Origin of the sequence: Agrobacterium tumefaciens, from assembly GCF_013337285.1 — a bacterium.
In the GTDB taxonomy this organism is placed as follows: Bacteria; Pseudomonadota; Alphaproteobacteria; order Rhizobiales; family Rhizobiaceae; genus Agrobacterium; species Agrobacterium burrii.
Genome location: NZ_SUPW01000001.1, coordinates 434,418 through 459,595, shown reverse-complemented (window position 1 = coordinate 459,595; position 25,178 = coordinate 434,418). Strand labels below are relative to the sequence as shown.

The following is a 25,178-nucleotide window of genomic DNA, read 5'->3' as shown; positions in this document are numbered from 1 at the left end:
GAAGCGACCCCTGTGCGGGGGGGCCTATTGGGCGCGATGTTTCGCAATGCAGGCCGTTAAAACCGGTATTGCCGCTTCGCTATCGGTCATTGAGAATTTGTCGGAGGGGGGGCACCAGGCAAAAGCTGCAGACCGATCACAAAGGATCATCGCCCCATGGAATTCTTGCTTTTGGGAGTACTGTCTTTTTCCGAGTCCTGCTGGACCCAACGGAAAAAAATATAAACAGGCAGCGCAATAAGCGCGAGTGTAACAAACGCGTCGACCATGGTTTCATCCATTATTTCTACCGTTCATCATGAAACGGCTCGAAAACAATGCCTGAAATCTGTTTAAAAAGTCTGAATCTGCTTATTTTTCGGTATGTTGCGGGGTGATACACGGCCTCGGCAAAGCTGTCGGAATCTGAAACAGGAGTGCCGATCTGGCATGGAAAAATCGCAAAACGATTCCATCCGCTCGAAACACAGGCCCGGCATTCGTTGATGTGGGGCAGGGGTGATTCCCGATTTCAGGAATTTACGACAAATCGAAATCGCATCCGAACGATATTCGGTTGAAGGCATCAGAATTTAAAGGGCTTGGAAAATGGTGGGCGATGAGAGACTCGAACTCCCGACATCCTCGGTGTAAACGAGGCGCTCTACCAACTGAGCTAATCGCCCTTCGCGTTTTGCAGATCATGTCCGCCGCGTCGGTGGCCGTGATGTATTCGGATCGGAAAAAAACCGCAAGGGCTTTTGTGAAGTTTTTTTGTTTTTTTTGCCGACAGCTTTTCCCTTTATGTGAGGTTGGTGGCGAAAAGCCGGGAACTGTGGGCTTTCCGGTAAAAACTTATCCTCAGCGACCTTGAGAGACATGCGGAAATCTTGCCTGAGACGCCTATGGCTGTGGACAAGTTTTTTGTTTTCGTTGGGAAAAGCCCGCAGAACAAGGCATTTGCGCCAGCGCCCGCCAAAGGTCTCCAAGTTTTTCCCGATCAAAATGCAGAAGCTTATTCTTTTGTCGTGAAACCTGCTTGACACCCCCGCACGAACGCCGTAGTTAGCCGCTCAACGAACAGCCGAGACTAGTTCGTGCGGCGGGACACGGTCCTGTCCGTCAGGAGATGCGGGTGTAGCTCAGTTGGTTAGAGTGCCGGCCTGTCACGCCGGAGGTCGCGGGTTCGAGCCCCGTCACTCGCGCCATCCTGTCCTCGAAATATAAACGAACGGTCACGTTCGTCATGCGCGGGTGTAGCTCAGTTGGTTAGAGTGCCGGCCTGTCACGCCGGAGGTCGCGGGTTCGAGCCCCGTCACTCGCGCCATTTCTTTTCAAGAAATGTCTCCATGAAAATCCAGCCGATGCGCCGACAAAGCGCCTCGGCATTGGTGATTCCGCCACCTGATTCCCGCCTGCGCGGACGCGATTTTTCCTGCATTTTTTAGTCAAGTTTCGATTTCTGGAGATCGTCACTTCGCCGCTATTTCGACGTGAAATTTGCCTGACTTTTTTGCGGTTGCGTCCTTCATTCGATTATTATTGTATTTGAGGGGCTTAGGTCGGAATTGTGGCCCAAATTTGCGTCAATTCGGGCAATATTGTTGCCAATCAATGCGGCAGGTGTCTTGAAATGGTGCCTAAACTCTTGCAGAGAGGGCGCGGCTGCGCTAACCACTTTGGCGTTGCAACATATTTGTGCGCCTTGAGACTTATCGGTCGCAAAGGCAGGTCCGGCACCCGGCCGGGCAAGGAAGAGACCATGACTGAACTCCTCAGTTCCTACATTCCGATCGCAATATTCATCGGTATCGCTCTTGTCATTGGCCTGGCGCTTCTCATTGCGCCGTTTGCTGTCGCTTACAAGGCGCCGGACCCGGAAAAGCTTTCTGCTTTCGAGTGCGGTTTCAACGCCTTCGACGACGCCCGCATGAAGTTCGATATCCGCTTTTATCTGGTGTCGATCCTGTTCATCATCTTCGATCTGGAAGTTGCTTTCCTGTTTCCCTGGGCGGTATCGTTCGGTGATATGGGCTGGTTCGGTTTCTGGTCGATGATGGTGTTCCTTGGTGTCCTCACCATCGGCTTTATCTATGAGTGGAAGAAGGGAGCGCTGGAATGGGCATGAGCCAGGACAACAGCACGCTCGTTGCACAGCAACCGAAGGGGATCATCGATCCCTCGACCGGCAAGCCGGTTGGCAGCAACGATGCCTACTTCACGGAAATTAATGACGAGCTGGCCGACAAGGGCTTTCTCGTCACCTCGACCGACGAACTGATCACCTGGGCGCGCACCGGCTCCCTGATGTGGATGCAGTTCGGTCTCGCCTGCTGCGCCGTTGAAGGCCTGATGCAGGCGTCCGGTCCGCGTTATGACATGGAGCGCTTCGGTGTCGCCCCGCGCGCTTCGCCGCGCCAGTCGGACGTGATGATCGTTGCCGGCACGCTGACCAACAAGATGGCCCCGGCACTGCGCAAGGTCTATGACCAGATGCCTGAGCCGCGTTACGTCATTTCCATGGGCTCCTGCGCCAATGGCGGCGGTTATTACCATTATTCCTACGCCGTTGTGCGTGGCTGCGACCGAGTCGTGCCGGTGGATATCTACGTTCCGGGCTGTCCCCCCACGGCCGAAGCGCTGCTTTACGGCGTGCTTCTGCTGCAGAAGAAGATCCGGCGTACCGGTACGATCGAGCGCTAAGGGCAAAGGACGGATAGATAATGAGCGAAGCTCTCAACGATCTGGCTGCTTACGTTAAGGAAGCGCGCGGTTCTCTCGTGGTATCTGCCGATATCGCCTATGGCGAGCTGACGCTGAACACCACCACTGAAAGCGTGATTGCGCTTTTGACCTTCCTGCGCGACGACGTTCAGTGCGGTTTCGTCAACATCATCGATATTTGCGGCGTTGACTGGCCGCAGCGCGAAAAGCGTTTCGATGTCGTCTACCATCTTCTGTCGCCGCGCCAGAATCTGCGGGTGCGCATCAAGCTGCAGGTGGCGGAAGACGAAGGCGTTCCGTCATCGACCTCCGTCTACATGGGCGCGGAATGGTTCGAGCGCGAAGCCTGGGATATGTATGGCATTCCTTTCGAGGGCCATAAGGACCTGCGACGCATCCTCACGGATTACGGTTTCGAAGGCCATCCGCTGCGCAAGGATTTTCCGGTTACCGGCTTTGTGGAAGTGCGTTACGATGACGTGCTGAAACGGGTTCTTTATGAACCGGTCGAACTGAAGCAGGAATTCCGTAACTTCGACTTCCTTTCCCCTTGGGAAGGAACCGATTATGTTCTCCCGGGTGACGAAAAGGCCAAGCAATGAGCCAAGCCCCCGCGACAGAGCATGGACAATGTCTTTGCGGCGCCGTTGGCTTCAATGCCGGCATTGGCGCCCGCGAATTCGGCGTTTGCCATTGCTCCATGTGCCGCCGCTGGTCCGGCGGTGCGTTCATGGCTGTCGAATGCACTGATATCGCCTTCGAAAACGAGCAGAACCTCGGCGTCTATTCTTCGTCGGAGTGGGGCGAGCGATGCTTCTGCAAGACCTGCGGCAGCACGTTGATGTGGCGTTCCAAGGATGGCAAACATTTTGCCGTTTCGCTGCAGGCTTTCGACAACCCGTCCAGCTTCACGTTCGCGCAGCAGATTTTCACGGATGAAAAGCCCTCGAGCTACTCATTCGCAGAAACCACGCAGAACATGACCGGCCCCGAATTCATCGCCATGATCACCTCGGCGGAGCACTAGAATGACTGAGCATAACGTCCGCAATTTCACGATCAACTTCGGTCCGGAACATCCCTCCGCGCACGGTGTGCTGCGTCTGGTTCTGGAACTGGACGGCGAAATCGTCGAACGCGTCGATCCGCATATCGGTCTCTTGCATCGCGGCACCGAAAAGCTGATCGAAACCAAGACCTATCTGCAGGCCGTTCCCTATTTCGATCGTCTCGACTATGTCGCGCCGATGAACCAGGAACATGCTTTCGCGCTCGCCGTCGAAAAGCTGCTCGGCCTTGAAATCCCGATGCGTGGTCAGCTGATCCGCGTGCTTTATTCGGAAATCGGCCGCATCCTGTCGCACATCATGAACGTGACCACGCAGGCCATGGACGTTGGCGCGATGACGCCGCCGGTCTGGGGTTTCGAAGAGCGCGAAAAGCTGATGGTGTTCTATGAGCGCGCCTGTGGCGCCCGTATGCACTCGGCCTATGTCCGTCCGGGCGGCGTACATCAGGATCTGCCGCCGGAGTTGGTGGACGATATCGGCAAATGGTGCGATCCGTTCCTCACCGTTCTCGACAATATTGAAGGCCTGTTGACCGATAACCGCATCTACAAGCAGCGTAACGTCGATATCGGCGTCGTCTCGCTGGAAGATGCCTTCGCCTGGGGTTTCACCGGCGTCATGGTTCGCGGTTCCGGCGCTGCCTGGGATCTACGCCGTTCGCAGCCCTATGAGTGCTATTCCGATCTGGAATTCGACATTCCCGTCGGCAAGAACGGCGACTGCTACGACCGTTACCTGATCCGCATGCAGGAAATGCGTGAATCGGTAAAGATCATGAAGCAGTGCGTCGATCTTCTGTCCGGCAAGCACCGCATCGGTCCGGTTTCCTCGCTTGACGGTAAGGTGGTTCCGCCCAAGCGCGGCGAGATGAAGCGTTCGATGGAAGCTTTGATCCACCACTTCAAGCTTTACACCGAAGGTTACCACGTTCCCGCCGGCGAAGTTTACGCCGCCGTCGAAGCGCCGAAGGGCGAGTTCGGGGTCTATGTGGTTGCTGATGGTTCCAACAAGCCCTACCGCTGCAAGATTCGCGCGCCGGGCTACGCACATTTGCAGGCGATGGATTTCCTGTGCAAGGGCCATCAGCTTGCCGACGTTACAGCCGTGCTCGGCTCCCTCGACATCGTGTTCGGGGAGGTCGACCGCTGATGCGTCTGCCGCTGGCCATATTGGCTTTTCTTGCTGCGATGTCTGCCCCCGTTCTCGCCCAGACGGCGACCGGCGAGGGTGGCGTGTCGCTGTCAAGCGGCGGCGGTTCAACCATCAAGCAGCTTCTGTCGTCGGGATACGAGATCAAGGCCTCGGTTCCGAACGGCAGCAAGTTCATTGTGTTCATGCAAAAAGACAAGGCGGCTTACGCCTGCGAATTCGTCACGGTGGCGAGATCGCGTTGTGAGACGTTAAACTGAAAAGGCGTGAGGAAGTATGTCCGTTCGTCGACTAGCCGAAGATCAGTTCCAGCCCGTGGCGTTTGCCTTCAACGCGGATAACACCGCTTGGGCGGAAAAGACGATTCTGAAATATCCAGAGGGACGCCAGCAATCGGCGGTTATCCCGCTGCTCATGCGTGCGCAGGAGCAGGATGGCTGGGTTACCCGCGCCGCCATCGAAAAGATCGCCGACATGCTGGATATGGCCTATATCCGCGTCATGGAAGTGGCGACCTTCTATACACAGTTCCAGCTGAAGCCGGTCGGCACGCGCGCCCACGTTCAGGTGTGTGGCACCACGCCCTGCATGCTGCGCGGTTCCGAAGCGCTGATGGATGTCTGCCGCAAGAAAATTCACCACGATCCGCTGCACACCAACGACAGCGGCACGCTGTCCTGGGAAGAAGTGGAATGTCAGGGCGCCTGCGTCAACGCGCCGATGGTCATCATCTTCAAGGATGCCTATGAGGACCTGACGCCTGAGCGCCTGGAAGAGATCATCGACACATTCGAGGCCGGCAAGGGCGACACGGTCAAGACCGGCCCGCAGATCGACCGTCATGAATCGGTTCCGGTCGGCGGCCTGACGACGCTGACGGAAGAGATCAAGCCGGATCGTTCCAACCTCGACAAGCCGGCCGAAGTGGCGGCGGATGCGGCACCGGTTCCGCCGGCCAATGCCGCCAAGCCGAAGACCGATGCTCCGGAAACCGATCCGAAGCTGAAGACGCCGGTTACTGAACCGAAAGCCGCTGCTGAAAACGCAAAGGCCGGGGAAAAGGAATCGGCTGGCAAGGAAGCGACAGCATCCAAGCCGTCGCTTGATTCCGCCGATCGTCCGGCAGGCATCGAACGTCCGGCGGCACCCGACGACCTGAAGCTGATTTCCGGCGTCGGTCCGAAGATCGAGGGCACGTTGCACGAGCTTGGCATCTTCACCTTCGCGCAGGTTGCCGGTTGGAAAAAGGCCGAGTGCGACTGGGTTGACGGTTATCTGAATTTCAAGGGCCGCATCGAACGCGACGAGTGGATCAAGCAGGCCGAGGCGCTCGCCAAGGGTGGCGAAGCCGAGTATATCAGGGTCTTCGGCAAGAAGCCGCGGTAAAGGGTGAAGCATGTTAAAAGATCAGGATCGCATCTTTACCAATCTCTATGGCCTCAAGGACAAGTCCCTGAAGGGCGTGAGAGCGCGCGGCCATTGGGACGGCACCAAGCAGATCATCGAAAAGGGCCGTGACTGGATCATCAACGAGATGAAGGCTTCCGGCCTTCGCGGTCGCGGCGGCGCAGGCTTCCCGACGGGTCTCAAATGGTCCTTCATGCCGAAGGAAAATGACGGCCGTCCGCATTACCTCGTCGTCAATGCCGACGAATCCGAGCCCGGCACCTGCAAGGACCGCGAAATCCTGCGCAACGATCCGCATACGCTGATCGAAGGCTGCGTGATCGCCGGTTTCGCCATGGGTGCTCACACTGCCTATATCTACGTTCGCGGCGAATATATGCGTGAGCGCGAGGCGCTGCAGGCGGCTATTGACGAATGTTACGATGCCGGCCTGCTCGGCAAGAACAACAAGAACGGCTGGGACTACGACATCTACGTCCATCACGGCGCCGGCGCCTATATCTGCGGCGAAGAAACGGCTCTGCTGGAAAGCCTTGAAGGCAAGAAGGGCCAGCCGCGTCTGAAGCCCCCGTTCCCGGCCAATATGGGTCTTTACGGCTGCCCGACGACCGTCAACAACGTTGAGTCCATCGCCGTTGCACCGACCATCCTGCGCCGTGGTGCGGCATGGTTCTCGGGGATCGGTCGTCCGAACAATGTCGGCACCAAGCTGTTCATGGTGTCGGGCCATGTCGAGCGTCCCTGCACCTTCGAAGATGCGCTGGGCCTGTCCTTCCGCGAGCTGATCGAAACCCATTGCGGCGGCATTCGCGGCGGCTGGGACAATCTGCTCGGCGTCATCCCCGGCGGCGCATCCTGCCCCATCGTTCGCGGTGAGGACATGAAGGACGCCATCATGGACTTCGACGGCATGCGCGAAGTGAAGTCTTCGTTCGGCACCGGCGGCATGATCGTCATGGACAAGTCCACCGATGTCATCAAGGCGATTGCCCGTATCGCGGCCTTCTTCAAGCATGAAAGCTGCGGCCAGTGCACGCCGTGCCGCGAAGGCACCGGCTGGATGTGGCGCGTGCTGGAACGCATGGTCAAGGGCAATGCGCAGAAGCGCGAAATCGACATGCTGTTCGAAGTGACGAAGCAGATCGAAGGCCATACCATCTGTGCGCTCGGCGACGCCGCCGCATGGCCGGTACAGGCGCTGATCCGCAATTTCCGTCCGGAAATCGAAAAGCGCATCGACCAATATACCTACAGGGCCATGGATGATGGCGCTGTTCTGGAAGCCGCTGAATAAGCATCAAAGGCTTCGAGCGGAGCCGGAAATTTCCGGCCTCGCAACACCATGAAACGTCTGGCGAACCTTCGGATGCCGGGCGCGATTAAGGATTTGTTGCGGACCGTGTGAGACATGGGACGAACAGGCAACAGGACGTAAGTAGAACCATGGCAAAGCTCAAGGTTGACGGTAAAGAGATCGAGGTTCCGGATCATTTCACGCTGTTGCAGGCGTGCGAGGAGGCTGGTGCCGAAGTTCCGCGCTTTTGTTTTCATGAGCGCTTGTCGGTCGCGGGTAACTGCCGCATGTGTCTCATCGAGGTGAAGGGCGGACCGCCCAAGCCCGCCGCATCCTGCGCCATGGGCGTGCGCGATGTTCGCGGCGGCCCGAATGGCGAATTGCCTGAGGTTTTCACCAACACGCCGATGGTCAAGAAGGCCCGCGAAGGCGTGATGGAATTCCTGCTCATCAACCATCCTCTTGATTGCCCGATCTGCGACCAGGGCGGTGAATGCGACCTGCAGGACCAGGCCATGGCCTTCGGTATCGCCGGTTCGCGTTATGCGGAAAACAAGCGTGCGGTTGAAGACAAATATATCGGCCCGCTCGTCAAGACGGTGATGAACCGCTGCATCCACTGCACGCGCTGCGTCCGTTTCACCACGGAAGTTGCCGGCATTGCCGAACTCGGCCTCATCGGCCGCGGCGAAGATGCTGAAATCACCACCTATCTCGAACAGGCCATGACCTCCGAGTTGCAGGGCAACGTCGTTGACCTCTGCCCGGTCGGTGCGCTCACCTCCAAGCCTTTCGCTTTCACCGCCCGTCCGTGGGAACTGAACAAGACCGAAACCATCGACGTGATGGACGCGCTCGGTTCGGCCATCCGTGTCGATACTCGTGGCCGCGAAGTCATGCGCGTCATGCCGCGTGTCAACGAGGCGATCAACGAAGAGTGGATTTCCGACAAGAGCCGCTTCATCTGGGACGGCCTGAAGACGCAGCGTCTCGACCGGCCTTACGTCCGCAAGGACGGCCGTTTGCAAGCCGCTACCTGGGGTGAAGCCTTCGGTGCGATCAAGCAGGCTGTTGCCGCGACATCCGGCAACAAGATCGGCGCGATTGCCGGCGATCTGTCTTCTGTCGAAGAAATGTTCGCGCTGAAGTCGCTGCTGGCGTCGCTCGGCTCGGCAAATGTCGATTGCCGTCAGGATGGCGCAGCGCTTGATCCGTCCTTGGGTCGCGCCAGCTACATCTTCAATTCCACCATTGAAGGCATCGAGCAGGCCGACGCGCTGCTGATCATTGGTTCCAACCCGCGTTACGAAGCTGCCGTGCTGAACGCCCGCATTCGCAAGCGCTGGCGTCGCGGCGGTTTCCCGATCGGCGTGATCGGTGAAGCCGGTGAGTTGCGCTATAACTACGAATATCTCGGCTCGGGTGCCGAAACGCTTTCCGATCTGGCCGGCGGTTCGCACAGCTTCGTTGAAAAACTGAAGTCTGCGAAGAACCCGCTGATCATCATCGGTCAGGGCGCTCTGGCACGCGCCGACGGTGCCGCCGTTCTGGCTGCTGCTGCAAAGCTTGCTGCTTCGGTGGGTGCTATCAGCGACGAATGGAACGGCTTCTCGGTGCTGCACACGGCTGCTTCGCGCGTCGGCGGTCTCGATATCGGCTTCGTGCCGGGTGAGGGCGGTGTTGCCGCCGCCGAAATGGTAACGTCGATGGACGTTCTCTTCCTGCTGGGCGCCGATGAACTCGACCTGTCCAACAAGGGCGCGAAGTTCACCGTCTATATCGGCAGCCATGGCGATCAGGGTGCGATGAACGCCGACGTCATCCTTCCGGGTGCGGCCTATACCGAAAAATCCGGTATCTGGGTCAACACCGAAGGCCGCGTGCAGGTGGGCAACCGCGCCGGTTTCGCACCGGGCGAAGCCCGCGAAGACTGGGCGATCCTGCGTGCGCTTTCCGACGTGCTCGGCAAGAAGCTGCCGTTCGATTCGCTGTCGGCGCTTCGCGGCCAGCTTTATGTCGCGCATCCGCATCTGGCGGAAACCGACGAGATCGCCGCCGGCAATGGCCAGGATATCGAGGCTTTGGCTGGCAAGACCGGCTCACTCAACAAGTCGGCGTTTGCTTCGCCGGTAAAAGACTTTTATTTGACGAACCCGATTGCGCGCGCATCCGCCGTCATGGCCGAGTGTTCCGCATTGGCCCGCAACAATTTCCAGGCTGCGGCAGAGTAAGGGTAGGGGATTTATGGAACAGTTTTTCTGGAGCTACGTCTGGCCCGCGCTGATCATGGTCGGCCAGTCCCTGCTGCTTCTCGTTTGCCTTCTGGTGGCCATCGCCTTCCTGCTGCTCGCTGACCGCAAGGTCTGGGCAGCCGTGCAGCTGCGCCGTGGTCCGAACGTCGTTGGTCCCTTCGGTCTCTTCCAGTCCTTCGCCGACCTTTTGAAGTTCATCCTCAAGGAGCCCGTCATTCCGGCTGGCGCCAACAAGGCGGTCTTCCTTCTGGCGCCGCTGGTTGCAGTGACGCTGGCGCTTGCCACCTACGCGGTCATTCCCTTCGCCGATGGCTGGGTCGTCGCCAATATCAATGTCGGCATTCTCTACATCTTTGCGATTTCCTCGCTTGAAGTGTACGGCATCATCATGGGCGGCTGGGCTTCGAACTCGAAGTATCCGTTCCTCGGCGCGCTGCGTTCGGCCGCGCAGATGGTGTCCTACGAAGTGTCGATCGGTCTCGTCATCGTTACCGTTCTGCTCTGCGTCGGCTCGCTCAACCTGACAGACATCGTTCTGGCACAGCGCACGGGTCTCGGCACCATGATGGGCTTGCCTGCCTCGTTCCTCGACTGGCACTGGCTGTCGCTGTTCCCGATGTTCATCGTGTTCTTCATTTCGGGCCTTGCCGAAACCAACCGGCCGCCCTTCGACCTTCCGGAAGCGGAATCGGAACTGGTCGCCGGTCACATGGTCGAATATGGCTCGACGCCTTACATGATGTTCATGCTCGGCGAATATGCTGCGATCGTTTTGATCTGCTGCCTGACGACCATCCTTTTCCTTGGCGGCTGGCTGCCGATCGTCGATGTGTGGTTCCTGAACTGGGTTCCGGGCATTGTCTGGTTCGCGCTGAAGGGCTGCATGGTCTTCTTCATGATCGCGCTCACCAAGGCCTTCGTTCCGCGTTACCGCTATGACCAGCTCATGCGCCTCGGCTGGAAGGTGTTCCTGCCGCTGTCGCTCGCCATGGTCGTTATTGTTGCATTCGTACTGAAGTTGACGGGGTGGGCCGGTTGATGTCTGAACTCCTCGCTCAAAGATCTGGAGACTGAGATGGCAAGCCTGTCCCAAGCCGTCAATTCGCTGTTCCTCAAGGAATTCGTCGGAGCGATCTTCCTGACGATGCGCCACTTCTTCAAGCAGAAGGCGACGATAAACTATCCTTTCGAAAAGGGTCCGGTCTCTCCGCGCTTCCGTGGCGAACATGCGCTGCGCCGTTATCCGAACGGTGAAGAACGCTGCATCGCCTGCAAGCTGTGTGAAGCGATCTGTCCCGCTCAGGCGATCACCATCGAAGCCGGCCCGCGCCGCAATGACGGCACCCGCCGCACGGTGCGTTACGACATCGACATGGTGAAGTGCATCTATTGCGGCTTCTGCCAGGAAGCCTGCCCGGTCGACGCCATCGTCGAAGGTCCGAACTTCGAATTCGCGACGGAAACCCGCGAGGAGCTTTATTTCGACAAGCAGAGGCTTCTCGAAAATGGCGATCGCTGGGAGCGTGAAATCGCACGCAACCTCGCACTGGATGCGCCTTACCGTTAAGGCGCAACCGTCTTTCCGGGGCGATCCCGGAAAGCGATGACAACGTAAAATGCCTGCGCGGTTTTCGCCGGCGGGGACGAAACGGGTGAGGGGGCGGCTGCGTCATTCTTCCCGATGAGGACAAGAAGGCACCAAGATGGGTCTGCACGCTGTATTCTTTTATATATTCGCTTTCGTCGCCGTGGCGTCTGCGTTCATGGTCATCGCATCGAAGAACCCTGTTCATTCGGTGCTCTTCCTGATTTTGACCTTCTTCAACGCAGCCGCGCTGTTCCTGCTGACGGGGGCCGAGTTCCTCGCCATGATCCTGCTGGTAGTTTATGTCGGCGCGGTCGCGGTACTCTTCCTCTTCGTCGTCATGATGCTGGATGTGGATTTTGCCGAGCTGCGCTCCGGCGTGCTGCAATATGCCCCGGTTGGTGCGCTGATCGGCGTCATTCTGGCGGCTGAACTGATCGTTGTGGTCGGCGGCAGTGTGCTGAACCCGGTCGCGGCAAAATCGATCACCATGCCGATACCGTCGCCGGCCGTGCGCACCAATACGGCTGCCCTCGGCGATGTGCTCTATACCAATTACGTCTACTTCTTCCAGCTGGCCGGTCTCGTGCTGCTGGTGGCCATGATCGGCGCCATCGTGCTGACCCTGCGTCATCGCACCGACATCAAACGGCAGGATATCTCCACGCAGGTCGGCCGTGACCCGAAGACCGCCGTTACCACGGTCAAGGTCAAGCCGGGCCAGGGCATCTGAAGGCGAACGGATCCAAGGAAACAGAATATGGAAATCGGTCTTTCCCACTACCTGACGGTCAGCGCCATTCTCTTCACGATCGGCGTGTTCGGCATCTTCCTCAACCGGAAGAACGTCATCGTCATCCTCATGTCGATCGAGCTTATCCTGCTTGCGGTCAACATCAACATGGTGGCGTTTTCGGCGTTCCTGAACGATATCGTCGGCCAGGTCTTCGCTTTGTTCATTCTGACCGTCGCAGCCGCCGAAGCGGCCATCGGTCTTGCAATACTCGTTGTCTTCTACCGCAACCGCGGATCGATCGCCGTCGAAGACGTCAATATGATGAAGGGCTGATAAGGCTATGATCTACAAGGCTATCGTCTTTCTTCCCCTGATCGGCTTCCTGATCGCCGGCCTGTTCGGCCGGTCGATCGGCGCCAAGGCGTCGGAATATGTCACCACCGGTCTGATGATCGTGGTCGCCATCCTGTCGTGGATCGTCTTCTTCACCGTGGCGCTTGCCCATGGCGAGCCGGGCGAGGTGATCAAGGTTACCGTTTTGCGCTGGATCCAGTCCGGCGGCATCGACGTCGAATGGGCTTTCCGCATCGATACGTTGACGGCCGTCATGTTCGTCGTGGTCAACACGGTCTCGACGCTGGTGCACCTCTATTCGATCGGCTACATGCACCACGATCCGCATCGTCCGCGCTTCTTCGCCTATCTGTCGCTCTTCACCTTCGCCATGCTGATGCTGGTGACCTCCGACAACCTGCTGCAGATGTTCTTCGGCTGGGAAGGCGTGGGTCTGGCATCCTATCTGCTGATCGGCTTCTGGTTCAAGAAACCGTCTGCCTCCGCCGCTGCCATGAAGGCCTTCATCGTCAACCGTGTCGGTGACTTCGGCTTCATCCTCGGCATTGGCGGTGTGTTCGTGCTGTTCGGCTCGATCAATCTGGAAACGATCTTTGCCGCCGCCAGCACCTATCTGCCGGCCGAAGGCGCCGCGTCCACCGAAACCGTCATCAACCTGTTCGGCATGCAGCTGGACAAGGCCAATGCGATGACGGGCGTGTGCCTGCTGCTCTTCATGGGCGCGATGGGTAAGTCGGCGCAGTTCCTGCTGCACACCTGGCTGCCTGACGCCATGGAAGGCCCGACCCCGGTGTCCGCCCTCATCCACGCCGCAACCATGGTCACCGCCGGCGTCTTCCTCGTCGCCCGCATGTCGCCTTTGTTCGAACTGTCGCCGGATGCGCTGACCGTCGTGACGCTGATCGGCGCGATCACCGCTTTCTTCGCGGCGACCGTCGGTCTGGTGCAGAACGACATCAAGCGCGTGATTGCTTACTCGACCTGCTCGCAGCTCGGTTACATGTTCGTGGCCCTCGGCGTCGGCGCTTATGGTGCTGCCGTGTTCCACCTCTTCACGCACGCCTTCTTCAAGGCCCTGCTGTTCTTGTGCGCCGGCTCGGTCATCCATGCCGTCGATGGCGAGCAGGACATGCGGTACATGGGCGGCCTGCGCAAGCATATCCCCATCACCTTCTGGACCATGACTGTCGGCACGCTGGCGCTGACCGGCGTCGGTATTCCGGGCACGATGATCGGCTTTGCCGGTTTCTTCTCGAAGGACGTCATCATCGAATCCGCTTATGCATCCCATTCGGTGCTGTCCGGTTTCGCCTTCACGCTGCTGGTCATCGCCGCGCTGTTCACCAGCTTCTATTCCTGGCGTCTGGCCTTCATGACCTTCTTCGGCAAGCCGCGCGCTTCGGCCGACGTCATGCACCATGTGCATGAATCGCCGATGGTCATGCTGATCCCGCTCTTCATTCTCACCATCGGCGCGATCTTTGCCGGTGTCCTGTTCGAAGGCCATTTCTTCGGTGAGGAATATGCCGAATTCTGGAAGGGGGCTCTGTTCATGCTTCCGGAAAACGAAATCCTCGAGGAATTCCACCACGTGCCCCTCTGGGTAAAGTGGAGCCCGTTCTTCGCCATGGCCCTTGGTTTCGTGACCGCATGGTACATGTACATCAAGTCGCCGGAGACGCCGAAGCGTTTGGCGCAGACCCATCGTGGCCTCTACCAGTTCCTTCTCAACAAGTGGTACTTCGATGAACTTTACGACTTCCTCTTCGTTCGTTCCGCAAAGGCGCTCGGCCGCTTCCTGTGGAAGAAGGGCGACGTCGCCGTCATCGACCATTATGGACCGAACGGCATTGCAGCGCGTGTGGTTGACGTGACCAACCGCATGGTCCGCCTGCAATCCGGTTACCTTTATCACTATGCCTTTGCGATGCTGATCGGCATCGCGGCGCTTGTCACCTGGATGATGCTCGGGAGTGCCCTCTGATGACCGATTGGCCTATTCTTTCAACGGTCACCTTTCTGCCGCTCGTCGGCGTGGTGCTCCTGCTTTTGACGAATGAGAACGGCCCCTTCGGTCGCCGTAACATTCTCAACGTTTCTCTGCTGACGACCGTTTTCACCTTCCTGGTGTCGCTGTTCGTCTGGATCGGGTTCGACAATTCGAACCCGGGTTTCCAGATGGTGGAAAAACACGCCTGGTTTGGCAACATCGCCGCCTATCATCTGGGTGTCGACGGCATCTCCATGCTGTTCGTCATCCTCACCACTTTCCTCATGCCTTTCTGCGTACTGGCAAGCTGGAATTCGATCGAGAAGCGCGTCAAGGAATACATGATCGCCTTCCTGCTGCTGGAAGTCGTCATGGTCGGCGTCTTCGTGGCGCTGGATACCGTTCTCTTCTACGTCTTCTTCGAAGCGACGCTGATCCCGATGTTCATCATCATCGGTGTCTGGGGCGGCAAGGATCGCGTTTACGCCTCCTACAAGTTCTTCCTCTACACGCTGCTCGGCTCGGTTCTGACCATGCTCGCCATCATGGCGATGTACTGGCAGGCCGGCACGACCGACATGACCGAGCTTCTGAAATTCGGCTTCCCGGCCGGCATGCAGACATGGCTCTGGCTTGCCTGTTTTGCGGCCTTCTCGGTGAAGATGCCGATGTGGCCGGTGCATACCTGGCTGCCGGATGCCCACGTTCAGGCGCCGACCGCAGGCTCCGTCATTCTGGCCGGCGTCATGTTGAAGCTCGGCGGTTACGGTTTCATCCGTTTCTCGCTGTCAATGTTCCCGCTGGCGTCGGATTATTTCGCACCCTTCGTCTTCACGCTGTCGGTTGTCGCCATCATCTACACATCGCTGGTGGCGATGATGCAGGACGACATCAAGAAGCTGATCGCCTATTCGTCGGTCGCCCACATGGGTTACGTGACCATGGGCATCTTCGCCGCCAATGTGCAGGGCGTGCAGGGCGCAATCTTCCAGATGCTGTCGCACGGCATCGTGTCTGGCGCGCTCTTCCTCTGCGTCGGCGTCGTTTACGACCGGCTGCATACCCGCGAGATTTCCGCCTATGGCGGTCTCGTGAACAACATGCCGAAATATGCCGTCGCCTTCATGGTCTTCACCATGGCCAATGTCGGTCTGCCCGGCACCTCCGGCTTCGTCGGTGAATTCCTGACGCTGATCGGTATCTTCCGCGCCAACACGCTGGTCGCCCTGTTTGCGGCAACCGGCGTCATCCTCTCGGCCGCTTATGCGCTGTGGCTCTACCGCCGCGTGATTTTCGGCGCGCTCGAGAAGGAAAGCCTTAAATCGATGCTCGATCTGTCTACCCGCGAAAAAATCATCCTTTATCCGCTGGTTGCGCTGACGATCTTCTTCGGCGTCTATCCGGCGCCGGTCTTCGATGCGACAGCCGCATCGGTGGATCTTCTGGTAAACAACTATTCGGCTGCATTGCAGGCGGCGCAAAATGTTGCGCTTTCTATGAATTGACGACAGGACCCGTTGGACATGACCGCTGAAATCCTTTTTGCCAGTCTGCACATCGCGACGCCCGAGCTGATCCTTGCGGTCGGCGCCCTGGCGCTGCTCATGATTGGCGTCTTCTCGGGCGACAAGTCGACAACGACGGTCACCGGCCTCGCCGTTGCCCTGCTGCTCGTCGTCGGTCTCTGGATCATCTTCGCCCCGGCATCGGGCGTGGCCTTCGGCGGTGTTTACATCGCCGATTCCTTCGGCAATTTCATGAAGGTTCTGGCGCTGATCGGCTCGATCACCGCCATGATCCTTTCCGTCGGCCAGGGTCGTTTCGAGCCTATCGGCCGTTTCGAATATCCGGTGCTGCTGGTTCTGGCGACCCTTGGCATTTTGCTGATGATCTCCGCCAATAACATGATCTCGCTTTATATGGCGCTGGAGTTGCAGTCGCTGGCGCTTTACGTCGTCTGCGCCATCAACCGCGAAAGCCTGCGCTCCACGGAAGCGGGCCTGAAATATTTCGTTCTCGGCGCGCTCTCTTCCGGCATGCTGCTATACGGCATGTCGCTGGTTTACGGCTTCACCGGCAATACCGGCTTTGCCGAAATCGCCCAGGTGCTGGCATCTGAAACCCGGTCGCTCGGCCTCGTCTTCGGTCTGGTCTTCGTTCTCGCCGGCCTTGCCTTCAAAATTTCGGCCGTACCGTTCCACATGTGGACGCCGGACGTCTATGAAGGCGCGCCGACCCCGGTCACCGCCTTCCTGTCGGCCGCACCGAAGATCGGCGCCATGGCGATCCTCGTGCGTATCGTCGTCGAGGCTTTCCAGCCGGTGTTCGCCGACTGGCAGCAGATCGTCGTCTTCATCTCGATTGCCTCGATGCTGCTTGGTTCCTTTGCGGCCATCGGCCAGAAGAACATCAAGCGCCTGATGGCCTATTCCTCCATCGGCCATATGGGGTATGCGCTGGTCGGTCTTGCGGCCGGAACAGAAGCCGGTATTTCGGGGGTGATCCTCTACATGACCATCTATATGGTCATGACGCTCGGCACCTTCGCCTGCATTCTCTCCATGCGCCGCAAGGAAATCGGCAATGTCGAAAATGTCGAGGATCTGGCCGGGCTTTCCTCCACCAATCCCTTCATGGCGGTGGTTCTGACGATCCTGATGTTCTCGCTTGCCGGCATCCCGCCGCTCGCCGGCTTCTTCGGCAAGTATTACGTCTTCCTCGCCGCCATCGAGGCCAAGCTCTATCCGCTCGCCGTCATCGGCGTGATCGGCTCGGTCGTGGGTGCCTATTATTACATCCGCGTCGTCAAGGTCATGTGGTTCGATGAAGCCAAGGGCAGCTTCGAGCGTCCGGCCGGCGAACTGAAGGTCGTTTATGCACTTTCGGGCCTGTTCGTCGTCGGCTTCATCGTCTTCGGCGGTGCGCTCGGCAATGCGGTCACGGTCGCGGCAAAGACGTTCTTTTGAGCGATACCCATAAGCATACGGGCCGGATGTCCATTGATGACTTCCGGCACGAGGCGATGGCGGAGACGCCATCGACCAACATCGAATGTTTCGCCCGCGCAAGGGCAGGCGATGGCGGTAATCTGTGGATCACCGCCATTCGCCAGACCGGCGGGCGCGGCCGTCGCGGTCGGCCGTGGGTCTCCGAACCCGGCAATCTCTACGCCTCGCTTCTCCTCATCGATCCCGCTCCGATGGACCGTATCGGCTCCCTGCCGCTTGCCTTCGCGCTTGCGGTCTATCGCGCCATTCGCGCAGTTTTGCCGACGGGCGGCGCGCCGCTTGAAATCAAATGGCCGAACGACGTGCTGATCGGCCGCCAGAAAACCTGCGGTATCCTGATGGAGGCCGAGCTTCTGCCGGATGGACGCCGCGCCATCGTCATCGGCATCGGCATCAATATCGCCCATAAGCCGGATAACCCGCTTTATCCCGTCACCATGCTGTCCGAACACGGCGCGTCCTGCTCGCCCGACGAGCTTTTCGCGCATTTGTTCCGCGAGACGGCGGATGTGCTGCGAGATTGGGATGAGGGCAGGGGCGTTGCCGGCGTCATGGTCGGCTGGCGTGCAGCGGCCTGTGGTATCGGCGAGCATATCACCGTCAACTTTCCGGATCGCTCGATCGGCGGGCGTTTCGTTGGAATAGATGATAATGGTTATCTGCTGCTGGATGAGGATGAGGGTGCGAGACGCGCCATCGCCGCCGGCGACGTGTTTTTCGGATGAGGTGCGCGGTGCGGAGTTTATAAAAACGCCGCGCCGAACCCGATCCCAAAGGTTGGAGTTTTCCTGCAGCTCATGAAAAGCAGGACGGTAGACCGGCTCCGCATCGGCCCGGTCGATCAGATGGTTTAACAGGTCCGATGCTGGAAACATGCGCGGGGCGCGGCATTTCGCCGTCGCCTGTGCGCTCTTGTGAATGGATAAGAAAAACAATGGCTAAACAGGACGAACTGGTCTTCCTGCCGCTTGGCGGCGTCGGTGAAATCGGCATGAATCTGGCGCTTTATGGCTACGGGCCGGCAGGCAAGCGCGAATGGATCATGGTGGATTGCGGCGTGACCTTTGCCGGTCTCGATCTGCCGGGCGTCGATCTGGTGCTCCCCGATATCACCTATATCGCCGAGCAGAAGAAGAACCTCAAAGGCATCATCATCACCCACGCCCATGAGGACCACTACGGCGCGCTGAACGATCTGTGGCCGGGCCTCAACGTGCCGGTCTATGCCTCGGGTTTCACCGCCGGCATGCTGGAAGCCAAACGGGCCTATGAGGGCAGCCGCGCCGAAATTCCGATCACTCCCTTCAAGGCGGGCGATCGCATCAATGTCGGTCCGTTCGAAATCGAAGCCGTAGGCGTCAACCACTCCATCCCCGAGCCGATGTCGCTGGTCATCCGCACGCCGCTCGGCAATGTCATCCACACCGGTGACTGGAAAATCGACGAAGCGCCGTCGCTCGGACCGTTGACGGATGAAGCCCGTTTCCGCGCCATCGGCGAAGAGGGCGTGCTGGCGCTGATGTGCGACAGCACCAACGCGTTGCGCGAAGGCGTATCGCCTTCCGAACAGGAAGTTTCCGAGGGTCTGCGGCAGATCATCGAAAATGCCGAGGGCCGGGTGGCTGTCACCACCTTCTCCTCCAATGTCGGGCGTATCCGCTCCATCGCCCAGGCGGCGGAGGCGGCGGGCCGTGAGGTGCTGCTGCTCGGTTCGTCGCTGAAGCGCGTTGTCAACGTCTCGCAGGATCTCGGCATCATGGAAGGCATCAAGCCGTTTCTGGCCGAAGACGAATATGGCTATATCCCGCGCGACAAGGTGGTGTTGATCCTGACCGGTTCGCAGGGCGAGCCGCGCGCCGCACTCGCCAAGCTCTCGCGTGACGAGATGCGCAATGTGGCGCTGGCTGCGGGAGATACAGTTGTGTTTTCTTCGCGCGCCATTCCCGGCAATGAAAAGGCCATCATCGACATCAAGAACGGCCTGATCGAGCAGGGTGTCCATATCATCACCGACAACGAGGCTCTGGTTCACGTTTCCGGCCATCCGCGCCGTAACGAGCTTCTGAGGATGTATGAATGGACGAAGCCGCGGATCGTCGTGCCCGTTCATGGCGAGGCTGCGCATCTGGTGGCGCAGAAAGAACTGGCCGAGCAGGCCGGTATTTCGCAGGTTCCCAAGGTGCGCAACGGCAATGTTCTGCGTCTGGCACCGGGACCCGCGGAAGTCATCGATGACGCGCCGCATGGCCGCGTGTTCAAGGATGGCAATCTCATCGGCGACATGGATGAGATGGGCATCAGCAACCGCCGCAAGCTCTCCTTCGCCGGTCACGTCTCCGTCAATGTCGTGCTGGACAGCCGTTACGACTTCCACGGCGATCCCGATGTCGTGCCCTTCGGCCTGCCGGAATTCGATGATGAGGGCGAGGATATGGAAGACACGCTGTATGACGCCGTTCTCGGCGCCGTGGAAAGCATTCCCCGCGCCCGCCGCAAGGATCTGGCGCTGTTGCGCGAAGCGGTGCGCCGCGCCGTGCGCGCCGCCGCCAACCAGACCTGGGGCAAGAAGCCGATCGTCACGGTTTTTGTGACGAAGGTCTGATCGGGGAAGCAAGACGCTCCGTCACCCCGGACTAATTCCGGGGTCCAGCACGATCAAGTCCTTGATCGCGTAAAGACTTGTCTCACGGCGCAGATGCGCCGTGGCTGGATGCCGGATCTAGTCTGGAATGACGGAGATAAGTCGCCCTCCTTGGTCAGCGATCTGAGGGTGCCCGCTCAAAGCGCGGTTCTGTTCCTCCCTCCACGGCTTTTTACACTTCTGGCACGGAAGTGATTTCGCTATACGGATGAATGCGTTACAAGGAACGCATTGCGCAGGAGGACGTCATGCCGCTTCTTTCGGTCTTCGCCGTTTATTTCATCGTCTGGTGGACGGTGCTTTTTGTCGTGTTGCCGATTGGACTTCGCACCCAGGCGGAAGAGGGCGATGTGGCACTCGGCACCATCGCCAGCGCGCCCTCCCGCTTCCGAGGCGGTCGCATCGTTCTGTGGACAACTCTGATATCGGCCCTGATCTGTGGTGTCTGGTACGGGGTGTCCTGGTGGTTCGGTTTCAGCCTCGATGATCTCCCGAGGATTGTCCCCGTTTACGACTGAATATCGGCCCCCACGCTGCCAAATCCGTGCTTTGAGAACCGCGTTCCCAACGAGGGCAAATGCGATGTCTAACGGATTTTGGCTCAAGGCTGGAGTGACAGAAAATGTCGTAGCGCACTGACGAAACTGCCCGTTTCGCACGCGGGCAAAGATGGGGCTGTCATATGGATGTCATCTCTGTCGTGCACACAGCATGAGCATAGTGAACGGCTGATTCACCGTCACAATTTCACCGGAATAACCGGCCGACGCGTTTTGGTGTGATGGAATCAAAAAAAAACAAGGCATTTCAGCCTTGTTTTTCAGGTTTCGCGTGATCTGTAACCGTTGCCGGGGCAGCGACGAGCGCGCCTAAGATCTGATCCTCCCAAGACTGACCGCGAAAACGACAAGAATTTAGACTTCCTGCCTCTTTTGTAAGCTAAAGCTAGCTTAATCACCCATGCTTGTCATCTCATTTTTTGCATATTTGTTACAGTCGGCAAAAAATTCTCTATGGTGCAATTTGTCGCACCGGATCAAGAATAATATTCCGGTCAAAGCGTTTTGACGCGAATTAGCTATCTCGAAAATGCCACGAACTCGCCTTCAATGCTCTTTTCATGGCGGGTTTTCTTCTTGGCGGGAAACGGCTATATCCGGCGCCAATATCCCTTTATTCGGGGCGATTCCCGCGCCTTTCGCGCCGTCGTCCACATCAATGGAAGCCGTCATGCGTCTCAGCCGTTATTTCATGCCCATCCTGAAGGAAAATCCCAAGGAAGCGGAGATCGTCTCCCATCGCCTGATGTTGCGTGCGGGCATGATCCGGCAGCAATCGGCAGGCATTTATTCCTGGCTGCCGCTCGGCAAGCGCGTGCTGGACAAGGTCAACAAGATCATCCGTCAGGAGCAGGACCGCTCCGGCGCCATCGAGCTTCTGATGCCGACGCTGCAGACCGCCGAACTCTGGCAGGAAAGCGGCCGTTATGACGATTACGGCAAGGAAATGCTGCGCATCAAGGACCGTCAGGACCGCCAGATGCTCTACGGCCCCACCAATGAGGAGATGATCACCGACATCTTCCGGTCCTATGTGAAGTCCTACAAGAACCTGCCGCTGAACCTTTACCATATCCAGCTGAAGTTCCGCGATGAAGTGCGTCCGCGTTTCGGCACCATGCGTTCGCGTGAGTTCCTGATGAAGGATGCCTATTCCTTCGACCTGACCAAGGAAGACGCGATCCACTCCTATAACAAGATGTTCGTGGCTTATCTGCGCACCTTCGAGCGCCTTGGTCTGCGCGCCATTCCCATGCGCGCCGATACCGGTCCGATCGGCGGCAACCACAGCCATGAATTCATCATTCTGGCTGATACCGGCGAATCCGAGGTTTTCTGCCACAAGAGCTTCCTCGACCGCGCCATCCCGGCCGAAAATACCGATTTCGATGATGTTGCAGCCCTGCAGGGCGTGTTCGACGAGTGGACGGCCGATTATGCCGCGACCTCCGAGATGCACGACGAAGCCGCTTATGATGCCATCCCCGACGGTGAACGTCTTTCGGCGCGCGGCATCGAAGTTGGCCACATCTTCTATTTCGGCACCAAATATTCCGAGCCGATGGGCGCGAAAGTGCAGGGCGCGGACGGCAAGGAACACCCTGTCCACATGGGTTCCTATGGCATTGGCCCGACACGCCTTGTTCCCGCCATCATTGAAGCATCGCATGATGAGAACGGAATCATCTGGCCGGCCTCGGTCGCTCCTTTCGATGTCGTCATTATCAACATGAAGGCAGGGGATGCGGCCTGTGATGCGGCCTGCGAAAAGCTGTATTATTCGCTCTCCAACGCCGGCAAGGATGTTCTTTACGACGATACCGACGACCGTGCGGGCCAGAAATTCGCCACTGCCGATCTGATTGGTGTACCGATGCAGATCATCGTCGGCCCACGTTCCGTCGCGAATGGCGAAGTCGAAGTGAAGGACCGCAAGACCGGCGAACGTGAAACCGTCACAATCGAGGCGGCAATGAACAAGGCGCTTGCCTAAGCGCAAACGGAAAGATGGGAGCGGCCTTCACCCGAAGACCGCTCCAGTTTAATGCGCAGATGCCGCAGAGATTGGGACCGGTCTTTGAAATGACCGATCTTGCAATTTGAGATCAGGGAGACGACATGGCAAAAGCCGAGGCTGACAAGGGTGCGGCTCCTTCCGCCAAGGGAAAGACCGCCCGGCCTTTTTCCGCTTTTGAACGCATGGTGGCGTGGCGCTATCTGCGGTCGCGGCGCAAGGAAGCGTTCATTTCCGTCATTGCCGGTTTTTCCTTCGTCGGCATCATGTTGGGTGTCGCGACGCTGATCATCGTCATGGCTGTCATGAACGGCTTCCGCACCGAGCTGATTTCGCGCATTCTCGGCATTAACGGCCATATGATCGTGCAGCCGATCGACCAGCCCTTCAACAATTACGATGAGCTGGCGAAGAAGTTTTCCGCCGTGCCGGGCGTCACCATGGCCCTGCCGCTGGTGGAAGGCCAGACCTTGGCCTCCGGCCGTGGTGGTGCAGGCTCCGGCGCGCTGGTGCGCGGTGTGCGCCAGGAGGACATCGACAAGATCAAGGAAGTTGCCAGCAACATCAAGACCGGCGACCTCGTCGGCTTCATGGCAGGCGATGGCGTTTTGGTCGGCTCGAGGCTCGCCGCGCAGCTTGGCGTGACGGCTGGCGACGATATCACCCTCATTTCGCCGGAAGGCGACGTGACGCCGATGGGCGTCAACCCGCGCGTCAAATCCTACAAGATATCAGGCGTCTTCGAGATCGGCATGTCGGAATATGACGCATCGATGATCTATATGCCGCTTTCCGAAGCCCAGCTTTATTTCAACGCCGACGGCATCGTGCAATCCATCGAGCTCTACGTCAGCCGGCCTGATGATGTCGACGGCATCCGGCCGCTGGTGGAGCAGGCGGCCGAACGGCAGATCTATATCACCGACTGGAGACAACGGAACCAGACCTTCTTTTCCGCCCTGCAGGTGGAAAGAAACGTGATGTTCATGATCCTCACCCTCATCGTTCTGGTGGCGGCGCTGAATATTATTTCCGGCCTGATCATGCTGGTGAAGGACAAGGGCAGCGATATCGCCATTCTGCGCACCATGGGCGCCAGTTCCGGCGCCGTCATGCGTATCTTCTTCATGACGGGAGCGGCCATCGGTACGGTCGGCACCTTTGCCGGTGTGGCGCTCGGCGTCATCGTCTGCCTCAATGTGGAATCCATCCGGCAGTTCTTCTCGTGGATATCAGGCACGGTGCTGTTCGATCCGCAGCTCTATTTCCTCAGCCAGCTGCCGGCCGAAATGGATATCAGCGAGACCATCACCGTCGTCATCATGGCGTTGACGCTTTCTTTCCTGGCAACGATCTTTCCAGCATGGCGGGCGTCCAAGCTCGATCCGGTGCAGGCCCTGCGTTACGAATAAGGACCGCTTCGAAATATGGCAAAAAAAACAGTGCTGCGGCTTACCGGCGTGGAACGGACCTATGGTCAGGGTGAAACGTCGCTTTCCATTCTGCGCAAGGCCGATTTTGAATTGAGAAGCGGTGAGATGGTGGCGCTCGTCGCCCCCTCCGGTACCGGAAAATCCACACTGCTGCATCTGGCCGGGCTTCTGGAACACCCCGATGCCGGCGAGGTCTTCATCAACGGCGCACCATGCAACGGCCTGCCGGATGAAACCCGCACCGCGATCCGCCGCAGCGATATCGGCTTCGTCTACCAGTTCCATCACCTCCTGCCGGAATTTTCAGCGGTGGAAAATGTGATGATGCCGCAGCTCATCGCTGGCTTGACACAGGCCGAGGCCCGCAAGCGCGCGAGCGCCCTGCTGGACTATATGCGCGTCGGGCATCGCGGCGAACATCGTCCGGCCGAACTTTCCGGTGGCGAACAGCAACGTGTGGCAATTGCGCGCGCGGTTGCAAATGCGCCGCTTCTGCTGCTTGCGGATGAGCCGACCGGCAACCTCGATCCCGAGACCGCGCATTATGTTTTCGATGCGCTGGAGGCCTTAGTGCGCCAGTCCGGCCTTGCGGCGATGATCGCCACCCATAACCACGACCTCGCTGCCCGCATGGACCGCCGCGTAACGCTTGCAGACGGCAAGATCGTCGATTTCTGATCTGAGCCGGTAATACCGTCCACACGGTTGAGCCGCTTCGTCGCGGCACCTCCATGTGTCGCCTCTTTCGTCCACAATTGAATTTTTTCCGAACCCGGAGGTGTTTTAACCTCCGGGTTTTTTCGCTTTGGAGTCAGAGGCTTGCCCCAGGCGCAAACGGAACCCCATTCGATTCTACCGCGTTAGCAAGGGGAATATCAGCAAAACCCTGTTGACAATCGAACAAAATGAGAACAAATTTGGAACATAACGAGTAAGGAGAGACCAATGACTGATTTCATCCGTGACGTTGCCGCTTTCGCTT

23 protein-coding genes and 3 tRNA genes are annotated in these 25,178 nt (G+C 58.5%); 25 read left to right on the top strand and 1 reads right to left on the bottom strand.

Annotation, left to right across the window (positions count from 1 at the left end):
- Positions 1-589: 589 nt before the first annotated feature.
- Positions 590-665 (bottom strand) — tRNA-Val (locus tag FCH38_RS02200).
- Between the two features lie 219 nt (positions 666-884).
- Here FCH38_RS02200 and FCH38_RS02195 point away from each other — a divergent pair.
- The 25 genes from FCH38_RS02195 (at position 885) to FCH38_RS02075 (ending at position 24,874) form a co-directional block, all read left to right on the top strand.
- Positions 885-1,022, top strand: a complete 138-nt coding sequence (locus tag FCH38_RS02195) for a hypothetical protein (RefSeq protein ID WP_174372481.1) — start codon at positions 885-887, stop codon at positions 1,020-1,022.
- Between the two features lie 88 nt (positions 1,023-1,110).
- A tRNA-Asp gene (locus FCH38_RS02190) sits at positions 1,111-1,187 on the top strand.
- 42 nt (positions 1,188-1,229) lie between these two features.
- Positions 1,230-1,306 (top strand) — tRNA-Asp (locus FCH38_RS02185).
- Between the two features lie 435 nt (positions 1,307-1,741).
- Entirely contained in the window at positions 1,742-2,107 is a 366-nt protein-coding gene (locus tag FCH38_RS02180) for an NADH-quinone oxidoreductase subunit A (RefSeq protein WP_046800315.1), read from the top strand.
- A complete protein-coding gene (locus FCH38_RS02175; RefSeq protein WP_149897755.1) occupies positions 2,098-2,682 on the top strand; it encodes a NuoB/complex I 20 kDa subunit family protein in 585 nt (194 codons plus the stop codon). The genes FCH38_RS02180 and FCH38_RS02175 overlap by 10 nt, the downstream gene beginning before the upstream one ends.
- A gap of 20 nt (positions 2,683-2,702) precedes the next feature.
- The gene (locus FCH38_RS02170; RefSeq protein WP_174372708.1) at positions 2,703-3,305 is read left to right on the top strand and encodes an NADH-quinone oxidoreductase subunit C; all 603 of its coding nucleotides are present in this window, start codon (positions 2,703-2,705) and stop codon (positions 3,303-3,305) included.
- The gene (locus FCH38_RS02165) at positions 3,302-3,730 is read left to right on the top strand and encodes a GFA family protein (RefSeq protein WP_174372707.1); all 429 of its coding nucleotides are present in this window, start codon (positions 3,302-3,304) and stop codon (positions 3,728-3,730) included. The genes FCH38_RS02170 and FCH38_RS02165 overlap by 4 nt, the downstream gene beginning before the upstream one ends.
- 1 nt (position 3,731) lies before the next feature.
- Positions 3,732-4,922 carry an NADH-quinone oxidoreductase subunit D gene (locus FCH38_RS02160; protein WP_020012326.1) on the top strand — a complete coding sequence of 397 codons (1,191 nt, stop codon included), beginning with the start codon at positions 3,732-3,734 and terminating at the stop codon, positions 4,920-4,922.
- Positions 4,922-5,182 carry a hypothetical protein gene (locus FCH38_RS02155; protein ID WP_046800312.1) on the top strand — a complete coding sequence of 87 codons (261 nt, stop codon included), beginning with the start codon at positions 4,922-4,924 and terminating at the stop codon, positions 5,180-5,182. The genes FCH38_RS02160 and FCH38_RS02155 overlap by 1 nt, the downstream gene beginning before the upstream one ends.
- Before the next feature lie 16 nt (positions 5,183-5,198).
- Positions 5,199-6,308 (top strand): NADH-quinone oxidoreductase subunit E, encoded by a 1,110-nt coding sequence (locus tag FCH38_RS02150; protein WP_174372706.1) that lies wholly within the window; start codon positions 5,199-5,201, stop codon positions 6,306-6,308.
- Positions 6,309-6,318: 10 nt separating this feature from the next.
- Positions 6,319-7,623 (top strand): NADH-quinone oxidoreductase subunit NuoF, encoded by a 1,305-nt coding sequence (nuoF, locus tag FCH38_RS02145; RefSeq protein WP_149897752.1) that lies wholly within the window; start codon positions 6,319-6,321, stop codon positions 7,621-7,623.
- 149 nt (positions 7,624-7,772) lie between these two features.
- Positions 7,773-9,854, top strand: a complete 2,082-nt coding sequence (gene nuoG, locus FCH38_RS02140) for an NADH-quinone oxidoreductase subunit NuoG (RefSeq protein ID WP_174372705.1) — start codon at positions 7,773-7,775, stop codon at positions 9,852-9,854.
- Positions 9,855-9,867: 13 nt separating this feature from the next.
- Positions 9,868-10,914 carry an NADH-quinone oxidoreductase subunit NuoH gene (gene nuoH / locus FCH38_RS02135; RefSeq protein ID WP_010971512.1) on the top strand — a complete coding sequence of 349 codons (1,047 nt, stop codon included), beginning with the start codon at positions 9,868-9,870 and terminating at the stop codon, positions 10,912-10,914.
- 36 nt (positions 10,915-10,950) lie between these two features.
- On the top strand, positions 10,951-11,442 hold the full coding sequence (nuoI, locus tag FCH38_RS02130; protein ID WP_149897750.1) for an NADH-quinone oxidoreductase subunit NuoI: 492 nt from the start codon (positions 10,951-10,953) through the stop codon (positions 11,440-11,442).
- A gap of 136 nt (positions 11,443-11,578) precedes the next feature.
- Positions 11,579-12,193 carry an NADH-quinone oxidoreductase subunit J gene (locus FCH38_RS02125; RefSeq protein WP_080809276.1) on the top strand — a complete coding sequence of 205 codons (615 nt, stop codon included), beginning with the start codon at positions 11,579-11,581 and terminating at the stop codon, positions 12,191-12,193.
- 27 nt (positions 12,194-12,220) lie between these two features.
- Positions 12,221-12,529, top strand: a complete 309-nt coding sequence (gene nuoK / locus FCH38_RS02120; RefSeq protein ID WP_003521516.1) for an NADH-quinone oxidoreductase subunit NuoK — start codon at positions 12,221-12,223, stop codon at positions 12,527-12,529.
- Positions 12,530-12,536: 7 nt separating this feature from the next.
- Entirely contained in the window at positions 12,537-14,534 is a 1,998-nt protein-coding gene (nuoL, locus tag FCH38_RS02115; protein ID WP_174372704.1) for an NADH-quinone oxidoreductase subunit L, read from the top strand.
- Positions 14,534-16,045 carry an NADH-quinone oxidoreductase subunit M gene (locus tag FCH38_RS02110; RefSeq protein WP_149897748.1) on the top strand — a complete coding sequence of 504 codons (1,512 nt, stop codon included), beginning with the start codon at positions 14,534-14,536 and terminating at the stop codon, positions 16,043-16,045. The genes nuoL and FCH38_RS02110 overlap by 1 nt, the downstream gene beginning before the upstream one ends.
- Before the next feature lie 18 nt (positions 16,046-16,063).
- Entirely contained in the window at positions 16,064-17,506 is a 1,443-nt protein-coding gene (gene nuoN / locus FCH38_RS02105; protein ID WP_174372703.1) for an NADH-quinone oxidoreductase subunit NuoN, read from the top strand.
- Positions 17,507-17,532: 26 nt separating this feature from the next.
- Complete coding sequence (locus tag FCH38_RS02100; RefSeq protein WP_174372702.1) at positions 17,533-18,273, top strand: biotin--[acetyl-CoA-carboxylase] ligase; 741 nt, start codon at positions 17,533-17,535, stop codon at positions 18,271-18,273.
- 209 nt (positions 18,274-18,482) lie between these two features.
- Entirely contained in the window at positions 18,483-20,150 is a 1,668-nt protein-coding gene (locus FCH38_RS02095; protein ID WP_174372701.1) for a ribonuclease J, read from the top strand.
- Positions 20,151-20,401: 251 nt separating this feature from the next.
- Entirely contained in the window at positions 20,402-20,707 is a 306-nt protein-coding gene (locus tag FCH38_RS02090; RefSeq protein WP_174372700.1) for a DUF1467 family protein, read from the top strand.
- A gap of 712 nt (positions 20,708-21,419) precedes the next feature.
- The gene (gene proS, locus FCH38_RS02085; RefSeq protein ID WP_174372699.1) at positions 21,420-22,742 is read left to right on the top strand and encodes a proline--tRNA ligase; all 1,323 of its coding nucleotides are present in this window, start codon (positions 21,420-21,422) and stop codon (positions 22,740-22,742) included.
- Between the two features lie 125 nt (positions 22,743-22,867).
- A complete protein-coding gene (locus FCH38_RS02080) occupies positions 22,868-24,175 on the top strand; it encodes a lipoprotein-releasing ABC transporter permease subunit (protein WP_149897742.1) in 1,308 nt (435 codons plus the stop codon).
- A 15-nt stretch (positions 24,176-24,190) separates the two neighbouring features.
- Entirely contained in the window at positions 24,191-24,874 is a 684-nt protein-coding gene (locus FCH38_RS02075) for an ABC transporter ATP-binding protein (RefSeq protein WP_052818533.1), read from the top strand.
- Positions 24,875-25,178 lie beyond the last annotated feature (304 nt).